Source organism: Marinibacterium sp. SX1 (genome assembly GCF_050389775.1).
In the GTDB taxonomy this organism is placed as follows: domain Bacteria; phylum Pseudomonadota; class Alphaproteobacteria; order Rhodobacterales; family Rhodobacteraceae; genus Marinibacterium.
Genome location: NZ_CP177144.1, coordinates 1137550 through 1153475, shown reverse-complemented (window position 1 = coordinate 1153475; position 15926 = coordinate 1137550). Strand labels below are relative to the sequence as shown.

At 69.2% G+C, this 15926-nt stretch carries 16 protein-coding genes and 1 other RNA gene; 11 read left to right on the top strand and 6 right to left on the bottom strand.

Annotated elements, in window-relative coordinates; translation table 11 throughout:
• Positions 1-165 precede the first annotated feature (165 nt).
• A complete protein-coding gene (locus ACK3BB_RS05295) occupies positions 166-672 on the bottom strand; it encodes a c-type cytochrome (protein ID WP_428927682.1) in 507 nt (168 codons plus the stop codon).
• A gap of 112 nt (positions 673-784) precedes the next feature.
• On the opposite strand from ACK3BB_RS05295, the gene ACK3BB_RS05290 reads away from it, so the two are divergent.
• Both ACK3BB_RS05290 and ACK3BB_RS05285 read left to right on the top strand, forming a co-directional pair.
• The gene (locus tag ACK3BB_RS05290) at positions 785-1615 is read left to right on the top strand and encodes a prephenate dehydratase (RefSeq protein WP_428927681.1); all 831 of its coding nucleotides are present in this window, start codon (positions 785-787) and stop codon (positions 1613-1615) included.
• Positions 1616-1792: 177 nt separating this feature from the next.
• Positions 1793-2383 carry an exopolysaccharide biosynthesis protein gene (locus tag ACK3BB_RS05285; RefSeq protein ID WP_428927680.1) on the top strand — a complete coding sequence of 197 codons (591 nt, stop codon included), beginning with the start codon at positions 1793-1795 and terminating at the stop codon, positions 2381-2383.
• 130 nt (positions 2384-2513) lie between these two features.
• Here ACK3BB_RS05285 and ACK3BB_RS05280 read toward each other — a convergent pair whose 3' ends face one another.
• Together ACK3BB_RS05280 and nudC are read right to left on the bottom strand one after the other, a co-directional pair.
• Positions 2514-2984 carry an SRPBCC family protein gene (locus ACK3BB_RS05280; protein WP_428927679.1) on the bottom strand — a complete coding sequence of 157 codons (471 nt, stop codon included), beginning with the start codon at positions 2982-2984 and terminating at the stop codon, positions 2514-2516.
• Positions 2985-3018: 34 nt separating this feature from the next.
• Positions 3019-3999: an NAD(+) diphosphatase gene (gene nudC / locus ACK3BB_RS05275; protein WP_428927678.1), complete on the bottom strand. Its 981-nt coding sequence runs from the start codon at positions 3997-3999 to the stop codon at positions 3019-3021.
• 224 nt (positions 4000-4223) lie between these two features.
• Here nudC and ACK3BB_RS05270 point away from each other — a divergent pair, with 224 nt between their 5' ends.
• Both ACK3BB_RS05270 and ffs read left to right on the top strand, forming a co-directional pair.
• Positions 4224-6110 carry a 5'-nucleotidase C-terminal domain-containing protein gene (locus tag ACK3BB_RS05270; RefSeq protein ID WP_428927677.1) on the top strand — a complete coding sequence of 629 codons (1887 nt, stop codon included), beginning with the start codon at positions 4224-4226 and terminating at the stop codon, positions 6108-6110.
• 56 nt (positions 6111-6166) lie between these two features.
• An RNA gene (ffs, locus tag ACK3BB_RS05265) (signal recognition particle sRNA small type) lies at positions 6167-6263 on the top strand.
• A 272-nt stretch (positions 6264-6535) separates the two neighbouring features.
• Here ffs and ACK3BB_RS05260 read toward each other — a convergent pair.
• Positions 6536-8182 carry an ankyrin repeat domain-containing protein gene (locus tag ACK3BB_RS05260; protein WP_428927676.1) on the bottom strand — a complete coding sequence of 549 codons (1647 nt, stop codon included), beginning with the start codon at positions 8180-8182 and terminating at the stop codon, positions 6536-6538.
• Positions 8183-8447: 265 nt separating this feature from the next.
• Here ACK3BB_RS05260 and ACK3BB_RS05255 point away from each other — a divergent pair, with 265 nt between their 5' ends.
• The 5 genes from ACK3BB_RS05255 to recR all read left to right on the top strand — a co-directional run bounded on the left by ACK3BB_RS05255 (position 8448) and on the right by recR (position 12937).
• Positions 8448-10226 carry a DNA polymerase III subunit gamma/tau gene (locus tag ACK3BB_RS05255; protein ID WP_428927675.1) on the top strand — a complete coding sequence of 593 codons (1779 nt, stop codon included), beginning with the start codon at positions 8448-8450 and terminating at the stop codon, positions 10224-10226.
• 321 nt (positions 10227-10547) lie between these two features.
• Positions 10548-11219 carry a hypothetical protein gene (locus ACK3BB_RS05250; RefSeq protein ID WP_428927674.1) on the top strand — a complete coding sequence of 224 codons (672 nt, stop codon included), beginning with the start codon at positions 10548-10550 and terminating at the stop codon, positions 11217-11219.
• A gap of 11 nt (positions 11220-11230) precedes the next feature.
• On the top strand, positions 11231-11863 hold the full coding sequence (locus ACK3BB_RS05245; protein WP_428927673.1) for a hypothetical protein: 633 nt from the start codon (positions 11231-11233) through the stop codon (positions 11861-11863).
• 122 nt (positions 11864-11985) lie between these two features.
• Positions 11986-12330: a YbaB/EbfC family nucleoid-associated protein gene (locus ACK3BB_RS05240; RefSeq protein ID WP_428927672.1), complete on the top strand. Its 345-nt coding sequence runs from the start codon at positions 11986-11988 to the stop codon at positions 12328-12330.
• 13 nt (positions 12331-12343) lie between these two features.
• Complete coding sequence (recR, locus tag ACK3BB_RS05235) at positions 12344-12937, top strand: recombination mediator RecR (RefSeq protein WP_428927671.1); 594 nt, start codon at positions 12344-12346, stop codon at positions 12935-12937.
• Between the two features lie 201 nt (positions 12938-13138).
• On the opposite strand, the gene ACK3BB_RS05230 is transcribed toward recR, so the two are convergent.
• A complete protein-coding gene (locus tag ACK3BB_RS05230; RefSeq protein ID WP_428927670.1) occupies positions 13139-13552 on the bottom strand; it encodes a DUF7282 domain-containing protein in 414 nt (137 codons plus the stop codon).
• Between the two features lie 209 nt (positions 13553-13761).
• Here ACK3BB_RS05230 and ACK3BB_RS05225 point away from each other — a divergent pair, with 209 nt between their 5' ends.
• Both ACK3BB_RS05225 and ACK3BB_RS05220 read left to right on the top strand, forming a co-directional pair.
• Positions 13762-14304: a sigma-70 family RNA polymerase sigma factor gene (locus tag ACK3BB_RS05225; RefSeq protein WP_428927669.1), complete on the top strand. Its 543-nt coding sequence runs from the start codon at positions 13762-13764 to the stop codon at positions 14302-14304.
• Positions 14301-15011: an anti-sigma factor gene (locus tag ACK3BB_RS05220; protein WP_428927668.1), complete on the top strand. Its 711-nt coding sequence runs from the start codon at positions 14301-14303 to the stop codon at positions 15009-15011. Before ACK3BB_RS05225 ends, ACK3BB_RS05220 begins: the two co-directional genes overlap by 4 nt.
• 78 nt (positions 15012-15089) lie before the next feature.
• Here the strand turns inward: ACK3BB_RS05220 and ACK3BB_RS05215 are convergent, their stop codons facing one another.
• Complete coding sequence (locus ACK3BB_RS05215) at positions 15090-15857, bottom strand: gamma-glutamylcyclotransferase (protein ID WP_428927667.1); 768 nt, start codon at positions 15855-15857, stop codon at positions 15090-15092.
• Positions 15858-15926: the final 69 nt, after the last annotated feature.

Below are 15926 nucleotides of genomic sequence, written 5' to 3'. Positions count from 1 at the left end.
GGCATCACGGTGCCTCCGGCCAGGTCGGCCGGGCCGCGCCAACCGGCGGGACGGCGCGGAACGACAGCGCGCGCGCAACCGGGCGGCCAAGAAAAACGCCGCCGCGCTGGTCGCACGACGGCGTGTCGGAATGGGTGGGCCACCCGCCGGGCGGCCGGGCCGCGATCAGCCGCCGATGGTCTGCAGATAGGCCACCAGGTTGGCGCGATCGCCGATCTTGTTCAGACCGTTGAAGCTCATCGCCGTGCCGGGCATGTAGTCGCGCGGCTTTTCCAGGAATTCGTTCAGCGCCTCGGGCGTCCAGTCGCCGCCGTGGCTGGCCATGGCATCGGAATAGCCAAAGCCCGCGGCCCCGCCGATCGGCCGGCCGACAACGCCGGCCAGCGACGGGCCGGTGGCGTTCACGCCCGGCTCCAGCTTGTGGCAGGCCTGGCATTTCTTGAAGACATTGGCGCCCTTGCCGGCATCGGCGCTGGCCAGGACCTCGGCAAAGGCCGGGCCTTCCTCGACCGCTTCGCCGCCGGTGTCGTCACCGCCGGTCTCGATCACGTAGGCCGCTTCGCCGTGACCGCCCACATGGTAGATCCCCTGAGCCGCCCAACCGGCCAGCATGAAGACCAGCAACGCACCGCAAAGCGAAGCTGCAACCTTGGTGGTGGTCATCGTGTCCATGGATCGCCTGTCCTTACTGATAGGTGTCGCAGGGATGTCTAAGGCTTCCCCCTCCGTCGCGCAAGGTATAGACACCGCGACCAATCGACCAAATGCCAGATCGGACCATGCCATGACACGTCGCATTGCCTTCCAGGGGGAACCCGGCGCCTACAGCCACGCCGCCTGCCAAGAGGCGCGGCCGGGCTTCGAAGCCCTGCCCTGCCGCAGTTTCGACGATGTCATTGCCGCCGTGCGCTCGGGCGAGGCCGAACAGGCCATGCTGCCCGTCGAGAACTCGACCTATGGCCGGGTCGCCGACATTCACCGCATGCTGCCCGAATCCGGCCTGCACATCGTCGACGAGGCCTTCGTGCGGGTGCATATCTCGCTCATGGCCCTGCCCGGCGTGCAGATCGAGGAAATCGAGACCGTGCGCGCCCACCTGGTGCTGATCCCGCAATGCGCCTCGTTCCTGGCCCGCTACGGGATCAAGGGCGAGGCCGCGGCCGACAGCGCCGGTGCCGCCGCCGAGCTGGCCAGGACCGGGCCGCGCAGCGTCGGCGCGCTGGCCTCCGACCTGGCCGCCGAAATCTACGGGCTGGATATCCTGGCCCGCCACATCGAAGACCATGCCCACAACACCACGCGCTTCCTGATCATGTCGCGCGAGGCCGACAAGTCGCGGCGGGCGGAAAAGATGATCACCACCTTCGTCTTCCGCGTCCGCAACATCCCGGCCGCGCTCTACAAGGCCATGGGCGGGTTCGCGACGAACGGGGTCAACATGACCAAGCTGGAAAGCTACATGGTCGGCGGGTCCTTCACGGCCACCCAGTTCTATGCCGATATCGAAGGCCATCCCGAAGATCCCAACGTCGCCCTGGCCCTGGACGAGCTGTCCTATTTCACCACCGACCTGACCATCCTGGGCGTCTACCCGGCAGATCCCGGCCGGCAATAGGCGCCCGGCCCTGCTGTCCGTGCCGCTTCGACCCCGCAGGTCCCGGCCCCGCTCACTCCGGCCAGCATGTCCGACCGCTCCCGCCTGCCCCGGCGGGAACGTCCGGGCCTGTTCGGACGTTCTGTCCCCATGAGCACGCGCCGCTCCGGCGAAGGGCCGGTAACCAAGGACAGCATGATGAGTGACAGTTTCCCCCCCGAGGCGATGGCCGACGTGATCGAGGAGATCCACGATGCCGTCGACGACGGCGAAGAAACCAATGTCGGTGACCTGCTGGACGCCATGGGCCGGTCGTCCTTTGTGCCGGTACTGATGGTGCCCGCCCTGGCCGTGGTTTCGCCGCTGTCGGGCGTGCCGGGATTTTCCAGCGTGGCCGGCATCATCATTGCCCTGGTCTCGGCCCAGCTGCTGGTCGGGCGCAAGAAGCTCTGGCTGCCCGACATCCTGCGCCGCCGGCGCATCCCCTCGCATTGGCTGGAACGCGCCACGCGCAGCCTGTGGCGCCCGGCCCGCTGGTTCGACCGCCACACCCGGCCGCGCCTGACATTCCTGGCCGCCGCGCCTTTCGACCGGCTGATCTACCTGGCCTGCATGCTGTGCGGTTCGGCCATGCCCTTCATGGAGCTGCTGCCCTTCACCTCGTCGCTGGCCGCCATGGCCGTGGTGCTGATGTCGCTGACCCTGCTGGTGCGCGACGGGCTCTTTGCCCTGGCCGGCTATTCGATGATTGCCCTGCTGTTCACCAGCGGCGCGGTGCTGATCTTCTGATCCGCCCGCCCGGCACCGCCGGGCGTTTCGCGCCCCGAGGCTGTCAAGACAGCCCCCCGATCCGGCGATGCAGGCCGATCCGCTGTCCGATCCCGGTCCGACCGGCGTGCCGCCGCCCCGACCGACCGCCTCAGCCGTTCTGCTGGCGATAGCGGTCTTCCAGGCCCTTGGCATAATCGGCCACCCGCAGCTTGAACCGCTTGGTCAGGTTCTTCTTGGCCAGCTTCAGAGATTGCACCAGCAGCCGGGCCGACAGGGTCTTGGGCTTGAGATCGACCTCGATGGCCAGCCGGGTCCGCCGCGGCGACAGGGCCACCAGTTCCAGCGTCACGAGCCCCTGCAAGCCCTGCGAGTCAGAGGTGAAATGGATGCTGTCGGGCCGGTCGAAAGCCGAGACCACAACGTCGACCTCGCGCCGCTTGCCGCGCAGGTCGAACAGCGCATGCCAGGACACGCCCACCCCCGGCTCGGCCCGGGTATCGGTGCGGTGCACCTCGATCCCGCGGCGCAGGGCCTGGCGCTCGTAGCTGCCGAAATCGGCAAGCATGTCGAACACCTGCGCGATCGGGGCCTCGACGTCTTCCTTGCTGGAGAATTTCATGTCTGCCTGCTCTTTTTCGCCGGAAGTCTAGGGATCAATCCAGCGTATCCGCAAGCCAGTTCTGCAACAGGAAATGTGCAATGGCGCCCTTGCGTGCCGGTTTGATCACGGGATGGGTGCCGGCAAAGGCATCCATCATCTCCGACCGGCTGACCCAGAGCGCGTCCTCGATCTCGACCGGGTCGATGTTGATCTCGGCGCTTTCCGCCCGGCCCCGGCAGCCGAACATCAGCGAGGCCGGGAAGGGCCAGGGCTGGCTGGCCAGGTATTCGACCTCGCCGACGCGCACGCCGGATTCCTCCCAGACCTCGCGGCGCACCGCCGCTTCGAGCGTTTCGCCCGGCTCGATGAAGCCGGCCAGCAGCGAATACATGCCCTCGGGCCAGCCCGGGCTGCGGCCCATCAGCACCGAATGGCCATGGGTGATCAGCATGATGACCACCGGGTCGGTGCGCGGGAAATGATGCGCCCCGCAGGACGGGCAGGTGCGCTGCCAGCCGGCCTGCACGATGTCCGACCGCGCGCCGCAACGGGCGCAGAACGGGTGGATCTCGTGCCAGCCGATCAGCGCCTTGGCCGTGGCGGCCAGCTCGGCATGGCGCGGGTTCAGCCGGGTCATGACCTGGCGCAGCTCGGCAAAGACGTGATCGGCGGGGAACCCCGGATAGCTTTGCAGGCTGGTGTCGAGGAACCGGTTCAGCTCGCCCTCGTCCAGCCCCTCGGGCGCCCAGCCCGACAGGTCGGTGGCAAAGAGCGGCCCGGTGTCGTCCTGGCCCAGCAGGATCGGCTGGCCGATGGCGCTGTCATGGCCCGAGGTGATGGCCGGGTGTTGCATCGAGACAAAGACCAGCCGGTCGCCATCGGGCCCGCTGACCATGGGCTTGCCCCGCCACATCAGGATCGAGGCCGCATCCGGGTTGGCCCGCGCCGCGGCCAGGGCCGCCGGGTCGCCCCGCAGATGGGCCACGCGATCCAGGCCGGAGCCGCCGAAAGTCACCTGTTCCGCCCGTTTCATCGCCGTCTGCCCCCTGCCTGCCCTTGGTCTGCCCGTGGTGTTTCCGTGGTGTGCCGATTGTCTCGTCGGTTGCCCCCGTCGATGGCACTTCTGCCCGGGCAATTCAATCACCCCATCGCCCCGCCCGGGGCGTGCTTGACAGGCGGGGGGCGGCTGGCCCTAGTCTGGAGCCGGGCATTCCGGGCCAGGGTGGGGCCGAGGGACACAGCGAAAAGGCGCTCTGCATGATCCGCCCCCAGGCGCAGGACGATGGACCAGACCGGCCCGGCGACGGGCGGTTCGGCCTGCGTATCCTGGCCACGACCGACCTGCACATGCATCTGAGCGCGCATAATTATTTCACCGATCGCCCGGCCCCGGGCACCGGGCTGGTGCACCTGGCCAGCCTGGTCCGGGCGGCCAGGGCCGAAGCCCGGGCCCGGGGCGATGCCGTGCTGTTGCTGGACAATGGCGACAGCCTGCAGGGCACCCCGATGGAAGACCTGCACCCGCCCCCGCCCCCGCCCGGCCCGGATGGCGAGCCGGCCCATCCGATGATGCTGGCCATGGCCGAGCTGGGCTATGATGCCATCGGCCTGGGCAACCACGATTTCGATTTCGGCATCGCCCGGCTGGCCGCGATCCTGCGCCGGGCGCCCTGCCCGGTGATCGGCTCGAACCTGGTGGCCGAAGGGGGCGAGACGCTGGCCGGGCTGTTGCCGGACGTGCGGGCCGAGCTGCGGCTGACCCTGCCCGGGCCGGACGGGGCGGCGGTGACCGTCGGGCTGCTCAGCGTGCTGCCACCGCAGACGGCGCAATGGAACGCCCATCACCTGGCCGGCCGGCTGGGCGTGGCCGACATGGTCGATACGGTGCGGCGCGCGGCGGCGCGGCTGAAGGCCGGGGGCTGCGACCTGGTGATCCTGCTGGCCCATTCCGGGCTGGGCAGCGGCGATGCCCTGCCCGGGGCCGAGAATGCGGTGATCCCCCTGGCCGGGCTGGGCGCGGTGGATGCGGTGATTGCCGGCCATACCCACCTGCTGCTGCCTGGGCCGGCCCATGCCGGCCTGGCCCATGTGGAGGCCGACACCGGCCGGGTGCATGGCACGCCGGTGGTGATGCCAGGCGCGGCCGGATCGCACCTGGGGGTCATCGACCTGACGCTGCACCTGGCGGCGGGCGGGTGGCGGATCGGCCAGGCCCGATCCGCCCTACGGGCGCCCATGCCCGATGATGCCGCCGACCCCGCGCTGGTCCGGCGGCTGGCCCCGGCGCACCGGGCCACGACGGCGGCGCTGGACCGGCCGGTCGGCCATGCGGCGCGGCGGCTGCACAGCTATTTCACCCTGTTCGGGCCCGACCACGCCCTGGCCCTGACCGCCGATGCCCAGCTGGCGGCCATGCGCCCGGCCATCGCCGCGGCCGGGCTGGACCACCTGCCCGTCCTGTCGGCCGTGGCACCGAGCAAGTTCGGCGCCCGGGGCGGGCCGCTGGCCTATACCGATGTGCCCGCGGGGCCGGTGACCCTGCGCCACGTGGCGGATCTGCATGCCTATCGCAACGAGCTACGGGTGGTGCGGGTCAGCGGCGCGCAGGTGGCCGACTGGCTGGAGATGTCGGCCGGGCTGTTCCGCCACCTGCCGCCCGGGGGCGGGGATGGCTGGCTGCTGGGCGATGACGTGGCGGGGTATAATTTCGACGTGCTGCACGGGCTGCGTTATGGCATCGACCCCACCCGGCCGGCGCGGTTCGATGCCGCCGGGCGGTTGCTGGACCCGGGCGCGCGGCGGGTGCGCGACCTGCGGCTGGGCGGGCGGGCGCTGGCCGGGGATGCGGATGTGCTCGTGGTGACCAACAGCTATCGGACGGGCGGCGGGGGCAACTTCCCGGGGCTCGCGGAGGCGGCCGCGCTGGAGGTTCCGCCCATCGAGCTGCGCCGGGCCATCGCGGATCACTTTCGGTCGGGCGGCGGCGGGGACGGCTTTGCCCCGCCCTGGCGGCTGGCCGGGCTGGCAGGCGGGACGGTGCGGGTGCGCACGGGGCCCGGAGCCGGGGATCTTGTGACAGAGCTGGCGGCCGAACCGCTGGGGGTGGACTCGGACGGGTTCCTCGAGCTGCGGCTGCGTCCCTGACGGATCGTCCCATGGGGGGATTGCAATCCGGCGCGGTTCTGCCTAGGTAATCCGCCGAGAGGTTGGCGCGGGCGAGCGCCTCGCCAACCCGGTCAGGTCCGGAAGGAAGCAGCCGTAACGAGCCCCGCTTGGGTCGTTGTCCAGCCTCTCACCTTATTCCCCTTGTCTTGTTTCGCCTTGCCTTGGCCATGCTGCGCACCCGCTCTCGGGGTGTTGCGCGCGTGGCGATGACACCCCGGGATATTTTCAAAGAGAAAGAAGCAGCAGGGCGGCGCGGGCCCTTGCGTGGGGCAGGGGCGGGGATGTGGGTCTTCGTTGGGGGCACAGCAGTCGGGCGGATCGCTGGCCGGGTCTCAATGCATTTTTCACCATTGCGCCCTATCGAAGGGGGACAGGCGCGGCGGCGGGCACCGCGCCTGTTCTGATCAGGTCGGGTCGTCGACAACCTGGCCCGGATGGCGTTCGGCCCAATCGGCCAGGAAGGCCGCGAGCGCCGGGTCATTGGCCTGGGCGAGCGCCTGCCGCGGCAGGGCGGCGCCGTGGTGAAGGAGTTGTGACATGCAGGCCAGGTGATCGCGCGACGCCCGGTCGGGACAGTTTTCGGCGCCGTGCAGGATGGTGCCGAAGACCGTGCCGCCGAAGCCGTTGACATGGCCGAGGTCGGGCTTCTGGTCGAGCAGGTAGGCAAAGGTCTCGGGCAGGCCCTCCCACCCGGCCAGTTGCAGGGGCGGCAGGCGGGATTCGTCGGTGACATTGGGATCGAAGCCCATCTCGACCAGCCGGCGGATCTGGGGCAATGCGCCCGGCCGGCCGGCCAGGCGGCAGAGCAGCCGGCGGCTTTCGCGGGAGAGCTTGTCCATGTCGATCCAGTCGCCCTGCGCGACGGGACCGTCGGCGGCCCGGGCCAGCTGGGCCTCGGCCGCGGACAGGGTCACGTCACCGCCAGCCTCGGCGATGACCTGGGCCACCGGCGCGTTGCCATGGATGCGCGCCATGGCATAGGCCGTATGGCCGAAGGCCACGGCCGACGGATCGGCGCCATGGTCGAGCAGCAGGCGCACGGTCTCGGCCGAACACATGCGCCGGGCGGCATGGTGCAGCGCGGCAGTCAGCAGCGGCGGCTGGGGGCTGGACGGGGATGGAGGGGCCGATTGGGTATTGGACAGGACGGGATTGCCTTGCTCAGACGACGGGGTTTCATCCCCGGGGTTGCCCGGGCTCTGGCTGCCGGCCGCATGGTCCGACGTTGCCTCATCGGGCTGCGCGCCGGCCTTGGCCGCAAGCAGCAGGGCCACGGCCTCGGCATCATCGAAATCCAGCGCGCGCAGCAGGGCGTTGGTACCTTCGGGTCGGGCGCCATGGGCCAGCAACAGGCGCAACCCGCCGCGATGGCCCAGCTCGGTCGCGTGGTAGAGCGATTCGTTGTCGTTGGGATCCGCCCCATGATCCAGAAGCCATTCACCCAGGGCCATGTTGTTGCCATGGCCGATCGCCCCGTAGAGCACCGGCAGGGGTCCGTGGCCATGTTCGTCGGGCATCGAGTCGTTGACGTCGGCCCCGGCGGCCAGCAGCGCATCGGCCACGGCCAGCATGTCGGCCTCGGCCCCGCCGCATTGATGATAACGCGAGAAGGCCAGCACGGCGATGGGCCGGCGACCGTCTTCGGCCCGGGTGGCGGCCGCAGGATCGGCGGCCAGGCGGCGGCGGACCTCGGCCAGGTCATAGGTGGCACAGGCCAGGGCCAGGCTGTCGCGCCCAAGGTCGGGCGTATCGGCCAGCAGGGCCTCGATGGCCCAGGCCCGCCCGTGGAACAGGGCCGCGGCGAGCCGCGCCGATTTCTCGGCGCGGACGAGCGCCGCTGCCTCGTTGGCGAATTTCAGCTTGGGCCAGCTGTCATGCCCGGCCTCGCGGGCGATGACATGCAGCGCATCGGCGTGGCGCAGGGCCTCGGCCCCGGGCAGAACGGCCTGCACGCGGGCCACGGCCGCGGCATCGCCCCGGTCAAAGGCCTGGCGCAGGGCCTTGGCCTCGCGGCGCAGATGTTGGGTGGAATCGGTGGATTGATCCGGCATTTCGGTATCCCTCACGTCATGCCCGATGGTCCGCCGGCCGGGCTGGAGATCAACCGATTGGATGTCGTCCGTCTGTCAGGAGGTGCCGATACAGCTGTCCGCGGACCCGGGTGCCGCCCCCTTGCGGCGCGACCAGCCATAGCGCCTCGGACCGGGCCGGGCAAGCCCGGCGATGGGCCGGAAGGCCGCGATAAACACCGGCGGGTGCTTGCGGTTCCCCCGGCCGACCCGGTAGCCTGCGCGCGACCCGGCCCAAGGATGTCTCATGACCGATCAGCCCGCCTACCAGGTGCTCGCCCGCAAGTACCGCCCAGAGACCTTTGCCGACCTCGTCGGCCAGGATGCCATGGTGCGGACCCTCAAGAACGCCTTCGAGGCCGACCGCATCGCCCAGGCCTTCATCATGACGGGCATCCGGGGCACGGGGAAGACGACGACGGCCCGGATCATCGCCAAGGGGATGAACTGCATCGGGACGGATGGCACCGGCGGGCCGACGACCGAGCCCTGCGGGCAATGCGAACATTGCCAGGCGATCATGGAAGGCCGCCATGTCGACGTCCTGGAAATGGACGCGGCCAGCCGGACGGGTGTCGGCGACATCCGCGAGATCATCGATTCGGTGCGCTACCGGGCGGCCTCGGCGCGATACAAGATCTACATCATCGACGAGGTCCACATGCTGTCGACCAGCGCGTTCAACGCGCTGTTGAAGACGCTGGAAGAACCGCCCGCCCATGTGAAATTCATCTTTGCCACCACCGAGATCCGCAAGGTGCCGGTGACGGTCCTGTCGCGGTGCCAGCGGTTCGACCTGCGCCGGATCGAGCCCGAGGACATGGCCGGGCTGCTGACGCGGATCGCAACGGCCGAGGGCGCCCAGGTCGCCGAGGATGCGCTGGGGCTGATCATCCGGGCGGCCGAAGGCTCGGCCCGGGACGCGACATCGCTGCTGGACCAGGCGATTTCCCACGGGGCCGGCGAGACGACGGCCGAACAGGTGCGGGCGATGCTGGGGCTGGCCGACCGGGGCCGCGTGCTGGACCTGATGGACATGATCCTGCGCGGCGATGCGGCCGGGGCGCTGACCGAACTGGGCGGGCAATATGCCGACGGGGCCGACCCGCTGGCCGTGCTGCGCGACCTGGCCGAGATCACCCACTGGGTGTCGGTGGTCAAGATCACCCCGGACGCGGCCGAAGACCCGACCGTGGGGCCGGACGAACGCGCGCGGGGCCAGGCGATGGCCGAGGCGCTGCCGATGCGGGTGCTGACCCGGATGTGGCAGATGCTGCTGAAAGCGCTGGAAGAGGTCGCCGCCGCGCCGAACGCGATGATGGCCGCCGAAATGGCCGTGATCCGCCTGACCCACGTGGCCGACCTGCCCTCGCCCGAGGAACTGGTGCGGCGGATCCAGGACGCCGGCGGGCCGGTGGGCGGGCCGCCGCCTTCGCAGGGCAGCGCAGGGCACGGGCCGAACGGCGGGGCGCCCACGGGCGCCGGGGCGGGCATGACCGGCGGATCGCAGGGCGGATCCTCTCCCGTGGCCCGGTCCTCCGGCGGCGCCGGCCCGGCCGCGGCCCGGGCGCTGCAGACCGAAGCGGCGCTGGCCCATTACGCAACCTTCGAACGGGTGGTCGACCTGATCCGGTCGAACCGTGACGTGAAGCTGCTGGTCGAGGTCGAGACGGGCGTGCGGCTGGTGTCCTATTCACCCGGGCGGATCGAGTTCTGCCCGGCGCCGGGCGCGCCCAACGACCTGGCGCAACGGCTTGGCGGCAAGTTGCAGAGCTGGACGGGCAATCGCTGGGCGGTGATCGTGACCAGCGAGGGCGGCGCACCGACGATTGCCGAGCTGCGCGATGCCGAGAAGCTGGCCATGGAGGCCGAGGCGGAAGAGACCGAGATGATGCGCGCCGTGCGGGCACATTTCCCCGAGGCAAAGATCCTGGAAATCCGCACCCGGGCGCAGCTGACGGCCGTGGCCGAGACCGAGGCCCTGCCCGAGGTCAGCGAGGAATGGGACCCGTTCGAAGACGAATGAGGCCGGGCGATCATGGCTGTGCCGGGCGCGCCCTGTTCTGAGGCGGCCCGCCATTGGCCGGTGGTCGGCCGGATATTTTCAAAGAGAAAGAAGCAGCAGCGTGGCGCGCCGTTTCGACGGTGGGCGACGGCGGCCGGGGCTCCCTGGCACGACGGGTGACCGGGCGCGAACGGCGCAGAGGCGGCGTGGCGTGGCGGGTGCGGCGCGCCGCCCCCGGGACAACCGGGCCCCAGCGAATGCAAGGATGAGTTGAAAAGAACAGGGCATCGGTTAACCTTGTTCGCAATTGTTCATCTGTCGTTTTGCTTCGGATTGTCTGCCGTGCCCTTTTACCCGCCCTTTTTCGCCCGCCGTTTCTCCCCATCCAATCCAACGCGCTCCGCCCGGCGCCGCGCCGCGCATCGGGCGGCCACGGCCCTTCTGGTGGCCGGGCTGGCCCTGCCCGGGGCGGCCTCGGCGCAGGTCTGCGAGGCGATGATCACCCTGTCGCGCGAACAGGCCTCGGCCCTGCTGGCCGACATGATCTCGCCGGAGGTGACCGCGCTGGATCAGCTCTATGCCTTCGAGGAGCTGCAATGTTCCGACCAGCCCGGCGTGCGGGAACTGGCCCTGCGCACCGCCGGGCTGTCGCAGAACCCGGTGATCCGCAGCCAGGTCCTGAGCCGGGCGCTTTTCGAGAAGGAAGTGCTGGTCATCCACCTGCAGGCCCCGGAAGAACCCGGCGAAGAGCACCTGGGGCGGCTGGAGCAATATCCGACCGAATCCCTGCCGATCCTGTTTCGCGACCCGGCCCAGGGCTGCATGAGCTTTCACGACACCCGCACATGTTCGACAACGTCGTTGGGCACCGTGTTCGGCAACGGGGTCGACATCAGCATCACCCACGGCAACGTCAACACATTCGGCAGTTTCACCTATGACCACGGCGATCGGCTGAACGGCACGATCACCTTCCGCGGCCTGGCCTTCCCGGCCTGGATCGGCCTGTTTTGAGGACCAGTTTCATGACCCGATTGACCATAATGACCCGTTTCACCGCCCTGCTGATCGCGGCCCTGCTGCTGGCCGCGCCGCCCTTGCGCGCCCAGGCGCAATGCGCACAGATGAACGATTTCACCCGCGACGAGACCCGCCAGCTGATGTCCTTGCTGGTGGCGCCCGAGGCCGATCCGCTGGACCAGCTCTTTGCCTTCGAGGACCTGATGTGTTCGGTCAGCCCGGTCGTGCGCAACATGGCGCTGAAGGCCGGGGCGACATCGGGCAGCGCGGATGTGCGCAGCCAGATCCTGTTCCGCGCCCTGTCGCAACAGCAGATCATCCGCGTCGAACTGGGCGAGGGCCGGGCCGGTGACGGGACGGCCGGCGAATACAGCAACCGCATCCTCAACATGCCCGTCGAGGCGGTGAACGACGTGGCCGGCTGCATTTCCTTCCAGCCACCGGGCAAGGCCACCTGCAACCAGACCCACCACCTGATGCTGATGGGCCCGGGCATCCGCGTCTTCAACCGCATGAAGATGGACAGCAGCCGCTGGTACACGCTGAACGGCGACATGACCTATTCCTTCGGCGACACGATCGACGGCGAGCTTTCGCTGAAAGGCGCGGTCTATCCCGCCACGATCCGGCTGTTCTGACCGGCAGCAGGCGGCGGGGCCGGCAGCCACGGGCGATCCGGGGCCCTGCCCCCTTGCCGCCGCCCCGGCCTGATCCTATCACCTCTGCAAGGCATTCCCGAATTGAGATGGAGACAAAAGACATGCTGAAAGGACTTGGCGGGCTTGGCGACATGGCCAAGATGATGAAGGCCGCGCAGGACATGCAGACCAAGATGGGCGAGCTGCAGGAGCAGATGGCCGAGATGACCGTCGACGGCGAATCCGGCGCGGGCCTGGTCAAGGTCACGGCTTCGCTGAAAGGCGACCTGAAATCGCTGGACATCGATCCGTCGATCCTGGGCGGCGACGACAAGGAAGTGGTCGAGGACCTGATCCTGGCCGCGATCAAGGACGCCCAGTCCAAGGCATCCGAGGCGCAGCAGGCCGAGATGGTCAAGCTGAGCGAAAGCCTGGGCCTGCCCAAGGACATGAAACTGCCGTTCTGAGGCGGATGATCCCATGTCCTCGACCCGTGACATAGATGCGCTGATCGAGATGATGGCCAAGCTGCCCGGTCTCGGGCCGCGCTCGGCCCGTCGGGCGGTGCTGCACCTGATCCGCAAGCGGGCGCTGTTGCTGACCCCGCTGGCCGACCTGATGCAGGACGTCGCGGCCACGGCCCGCGAATGCCAGCGCTGCGGCAATGTCGGCACGGCCGAGATCTGCGACATCTGTGCCTCGGAGAAACGTGCGACGGGCGAGCTGTGTGTCGTCGAGGACGTGGCCGACCTGTGGGCGATGGAACGGTCGGGCGTGTTCCGCGGCCGTTATCACGTGCTGGGCGGCACGCTGTCGGCGCTGGATGCCGTCGGCCCCGAAGACCTGCGCATCCCGCAGCTGATCGACCGGATCGGCGAAGAGGCGATTTCCGAGGTCATCCTGGCGCTGAACGCCACGGTCGATGGCCAGACCACGGCGCATTACATCGCCGACCAGCTGGAAGGCCAGGTCCGGCTGACCTCGCTGGCCCAGGGCGTGCCGATCGGCGGCGAGCTGGATTACCTGGACGACGGCACGATTTCCGCCGCGCTGCGCGCGCGCAAGGATATCTGACACCGCTGGAAGATTGTCCCGGATCGGGGCGCGCCTGTCCCGGATCGGGGCGGGCGTCCCATTTCGGGAAAGTTGTGTCCCGGATCAGAAAGATTGTCCGATCCCTGAAAGAACACCCGGCGGCCCGGGGTAGACACCGGGCCGCCGTGCACCCCGCCGCGTGAGACTGCGGCAGGGTCCCGGATTCGCGGTTTCCGGGTCTTACTGAGCGGTGATGACGGTCATCACCAGGTTGCCGTCGATCTTGATCGGCCCGTCTTCGGTGGCGCCCAGCGTGTATTCGAACACGCCGGTTTCCATGCCGCCGGCCTCGGAATGGACCATCAGCATCAGCATCTCGCCCGGGGCGACCTCTTCGGTCAGGATCGCGGCGACGTCGATGTTCTCACCCTTGCGGAGGGGGGCATAGCCCACGACCGGGCCGGGCTTCATCTCGGCATCGGTGCGATGCACGACCATCCAGCCGTTCTCGCCGGCGGCGATCATGTCGGCGCTGACGATGCCGTTGGCGACCGATTGGTCGCTGGCCGTGACGGCCGGCGACATGGCGTGGGACGCGGCGAAACCGGTGGTGGCGGCACAGATCAGGGCGGCGGCAAGTGCTTGGGTCTTCATCGAATTCTCCCTTTCGGTCGGGTTCGTCCGGCGCGCGGTGATGCCGCCGGGTCTGACAGAAGGCACGAAGCCCGGGCCGGGGAAGTTGCAAAAAAAGTCGAAAAACCTGCAAACCACTGGCTGCACAGGGGAACTATTCGCGTTCGGCGCACGTCAGACGGGTAACAATGGCACAAGATTTCCCACCCGGGGCCGGGACGACGATGGCAATGGACGACAGGCAGGAGATCGAGCAGCTGCTCGGGCGGATCGCGCTGGGGGACCGGCAGGCGTTTTCCCGGCTGTTCGATCGCACCGGGCCGAAACTTTTCGGCCTCTGCCTGCGTGTGTTGAAGGACAGGGCCGAAGCCCAGGACGCATTGCAGGACAGTTTCGTGAAGGTCTGGCACCACGCGGAGCGGTTCCAGGTCACGGCCCACCACCCGATGAGCTGGCTCATCACCATTGCGCGCAACACGGCCATCGACCGGCTGCGGGCGCGCCGCAGACACGAGGATATCGACGACCACGCCCATTACCTGACCGGAACCGGCGCCGGACCGGAAGCCGCCGCCGTGGCGGCCTCGGAAGCGGTCAGGATCCGGTCCTGCCTGAAGGAACTGCCCGTGGATCGCGGCGAGGCCGTGCGGCGGGCCTACCTGGAGGGCGAGAGCTATGCCGACCTGGCCCGGCGGTTCGACATCCCGCTGAACACGGTGCGCAGCTGGCTGCGGCGGGGGTTGGTGGCGCTCAGGGAGTGCGTGTCCCGATGAGTGACGAGATGGATATCGACGACGATCAGATGCTGGCGGCCGAATACGTGCTGGGCCTGCTGACCGGCCAGGACCTGGCCCGGGCGGATCGGCTGGTTGTCGAGGACCGCGATTTTGCCGATGCCGTGCTGCGCTGGGAACTGGCGCTGGCCGAGCTGGCCGACGAGGTCGAACCGGTGCCGGTCCCGGCGGCGGCCAAGCGCCGGGTGCAGGAGCGGCTGTTCGACGAAGAGGCCAACACCGCGCTCGGGGCGATCCCCGGCGGATTGCGGGTGTCGCTGGCCTTCTGGCGGCGGGTCGCGGCGGTGGCCGTGCTGCTGGCCGTCGTGCTGGGCGCGCTGCTGGTCAATGGCACGGGCGGCCGGGCACCGGACCTGTTGCGCGCGGCCGAGATCACGTCGGACGACGGCGATTTCCGCTACCTGGCCGTGCTGGACGCGACCGAAGGTGTCCTGCAGGTGACGCGGATTTCGGGCCAGGCGCCCGAGGGCCGGGTGTTGCAGGTCTGGGCCCATGGCGACGACCAGCCGGCGATTTCGGTGGGCCTGTTCGGCACCGGCGAGACGGCGCGCCTGCCCCTGCCCGCCGCGCTGCGCGGGATCACGGGCACCTTTACCATGGGCATTTCCGAGGAACCGCCCGGCGGCTCGACACAGGACGGGCCTTCGGGCGAGGTGCTGGGGCTGGGTGAGATCGGCGGGCTGTAAGGCCCCTGCGCGCCCTGCCCTGTTGAGCCTGATCCTGTTGGGCCGAACCCTTTGCGCCCTGCCCTGCCGCGCCCTGCCCTATTGCGCCGGGCAGGGCATGGCATCGGCCCGGGTGCCACAGACGGCGGCCCCGTGCACGGCGTCGATCTCGTCGGCGACGAGGGCCTGCAATTTCCACATGTAGCTGTCGTGGATGCCCAGGTCTTCGAGATGGGTAACGGTGTTGAAGAGGTATTCCGCGCAGCTGCCGGCATGGCCGACGGCCCGGGCCAGGCGGTGGACCTGGTCCTTGATCGGCAGGCGGATCAGCCGGCCCTCGCCGTGGTGGCGCTTTTCGACGACCGGGGTGCAATAGAACGCCAGGCCGCGGAAGCTCTCACCGCCGGCGCGCAGGGTGACCCAGCGGATCCAGGGCACCATCTCGCGGAAGGCGCCTTCGCGTTCGATCAGGCGGATCATGCGGCCCATCTGGTCGTCTTCGGGCATCTTGAAGGCCACGCCGTTGCAGGCCCCGCCATTGTCGAGGGCCAGCATCAGGCCGGGCTGTTCGGGCGTCGCCCGCCAGCCGCGCATGTCGAGGCAGAAGGACCGGTGCCAGCCATGCAGCAGGCAGGGCCGGCGTTCGTCATATTCGAAGGCCGGTTTCCAGATCAGCGAGCCATAGGCAAAGACCCAGAAGGGCCGGCCGGCGTTTTCATCGAGCAGCCGGCGGGCGAGGTCGTGCTTGTCCTGGTCGGTCATCGGTGTGTGGGTATCCGACGGGCCGGGATCGGGGATCTCGCGGAAGACCCGTTCGACATGGTCGGCGGTCAGGGCGATGGCACGGCGGGAGGATGGGGAGGGCATGGGCGCTCCGGGGCATTTTCAGGGACCTTGCCAAGGTCGTGTCGCAAGGGGCGAAGGTCAAGGCATGGG

Excerpts from the sequence above, each read along its gene's own strand:
- ACK3BB_RS05295 (WP_428927682.1), bottom strand. The coding sequence starts at position 672 with ATGGACACGATGACCACCACCAAGGTTGCAGCTTCGCTTTGCGGTGCG.
- ACK3BB_RS05290 (WP_428927681.1), top strand. The coding sequence starts at position 785 with ATGACACGTCGCATTGCCTTCCAGGGGGAACCCGGCGCCTACAGCCAC.
- ACK3BB_RS05285 (WP_428927680.1), top strand. The coding sequence starts at position 1,793 with ATGAGTGACAGTTTCCCCCCCGAGGCGATGGCCGACGTGATCGAGGAG.
- ACK3BB_RS05280 (WP_428927679.1), bottom strand. The coding sequence starts at position 2,984 with ATGAAATTCTCCAGCAAGGAAGACGTCGAGGCCCCGATCGCGCAGGTG.
- nudC (WP_428927678.1), bottom strand. The coding sequence starts at position 3,999 with ATGAAACGGGCGGAACAGGTGACTTTCGGCGGCTCCGGCCTGGATCGC.
- ACK3BB_RS05270 (WP_428927677.1), top strand. The coding sequence starts at position 4,224 with ATGATCCGCCCCCAGGCGCAGGACGATGGACCAGACCGGCCCGGCGAC.
- ACK3BB_RS05260 (WP_428927676.1), bottom strand. The coding sequence starts at position 8,182 with ATGCCGGATCAATCCACCGATTCCACCCAACATCTGCGCCGCGAGGCC.
- ACK3BB_RS05255 (WP_428927675.1), top strand. The coding sequence starts at position 8,448 with ATGACCGATCAGCCCGCCTACCAGGTGCTCGCCCGCAAGTACCGCCCA.
- ACK3BB_RS05245 (WP_428927673.1), top strand. The coding sequence starts at position 11,231 with ATGACCCGATTGACCATAATGACCCGTTTCACCGCCCTGCTGATCGCG.
- ACK3BB_RS05240 (WP_428927672.1), top strand. The coding sequence starts at position 11,986 with ATGCTGAAAGGACTTGGCGGGCTTGGCGACATGGCCAAGATGATGAAG.
- recR (WP_428927671.1), top strand. The coding sequence starts at position 12,344 with ATGTCCTCGACCCGTGACATAGATGCGCTGATCGAGATGATGGCCAAG.
- ACK3BB_RS05230 (WP_428927670.1), bottom strand. The coding sequence starts at position 13,552 with ATGAAGACCCAAGCACTTGCCGCCGCCCTGATCTGTGCCGCCACCACC.
- ACK3BB_RS05225 (WP_428927669.1), top strand. The coding sequence starts at position 13,762 with ATGGACGACAGGCAGGAGATCGAGCAGCTGCTCGGGCGGATCGCGCTG.
- ACK3BB_RS05220 (WP_428927668.1), top strand. The coding sequence starts at position 14,301 with ATGAGTGACGAGATGGATATCGACGACGATCAGATGCTGGCGGCCGAA.
- ACK3BB_RS05215 (WP_428927667.1), bottom strand. The coding sequence starts at position 15,857 with ATGCCCTCCCCATCCTCCCGCCGTGCCATCGCCCTGACCGCCGACCAT.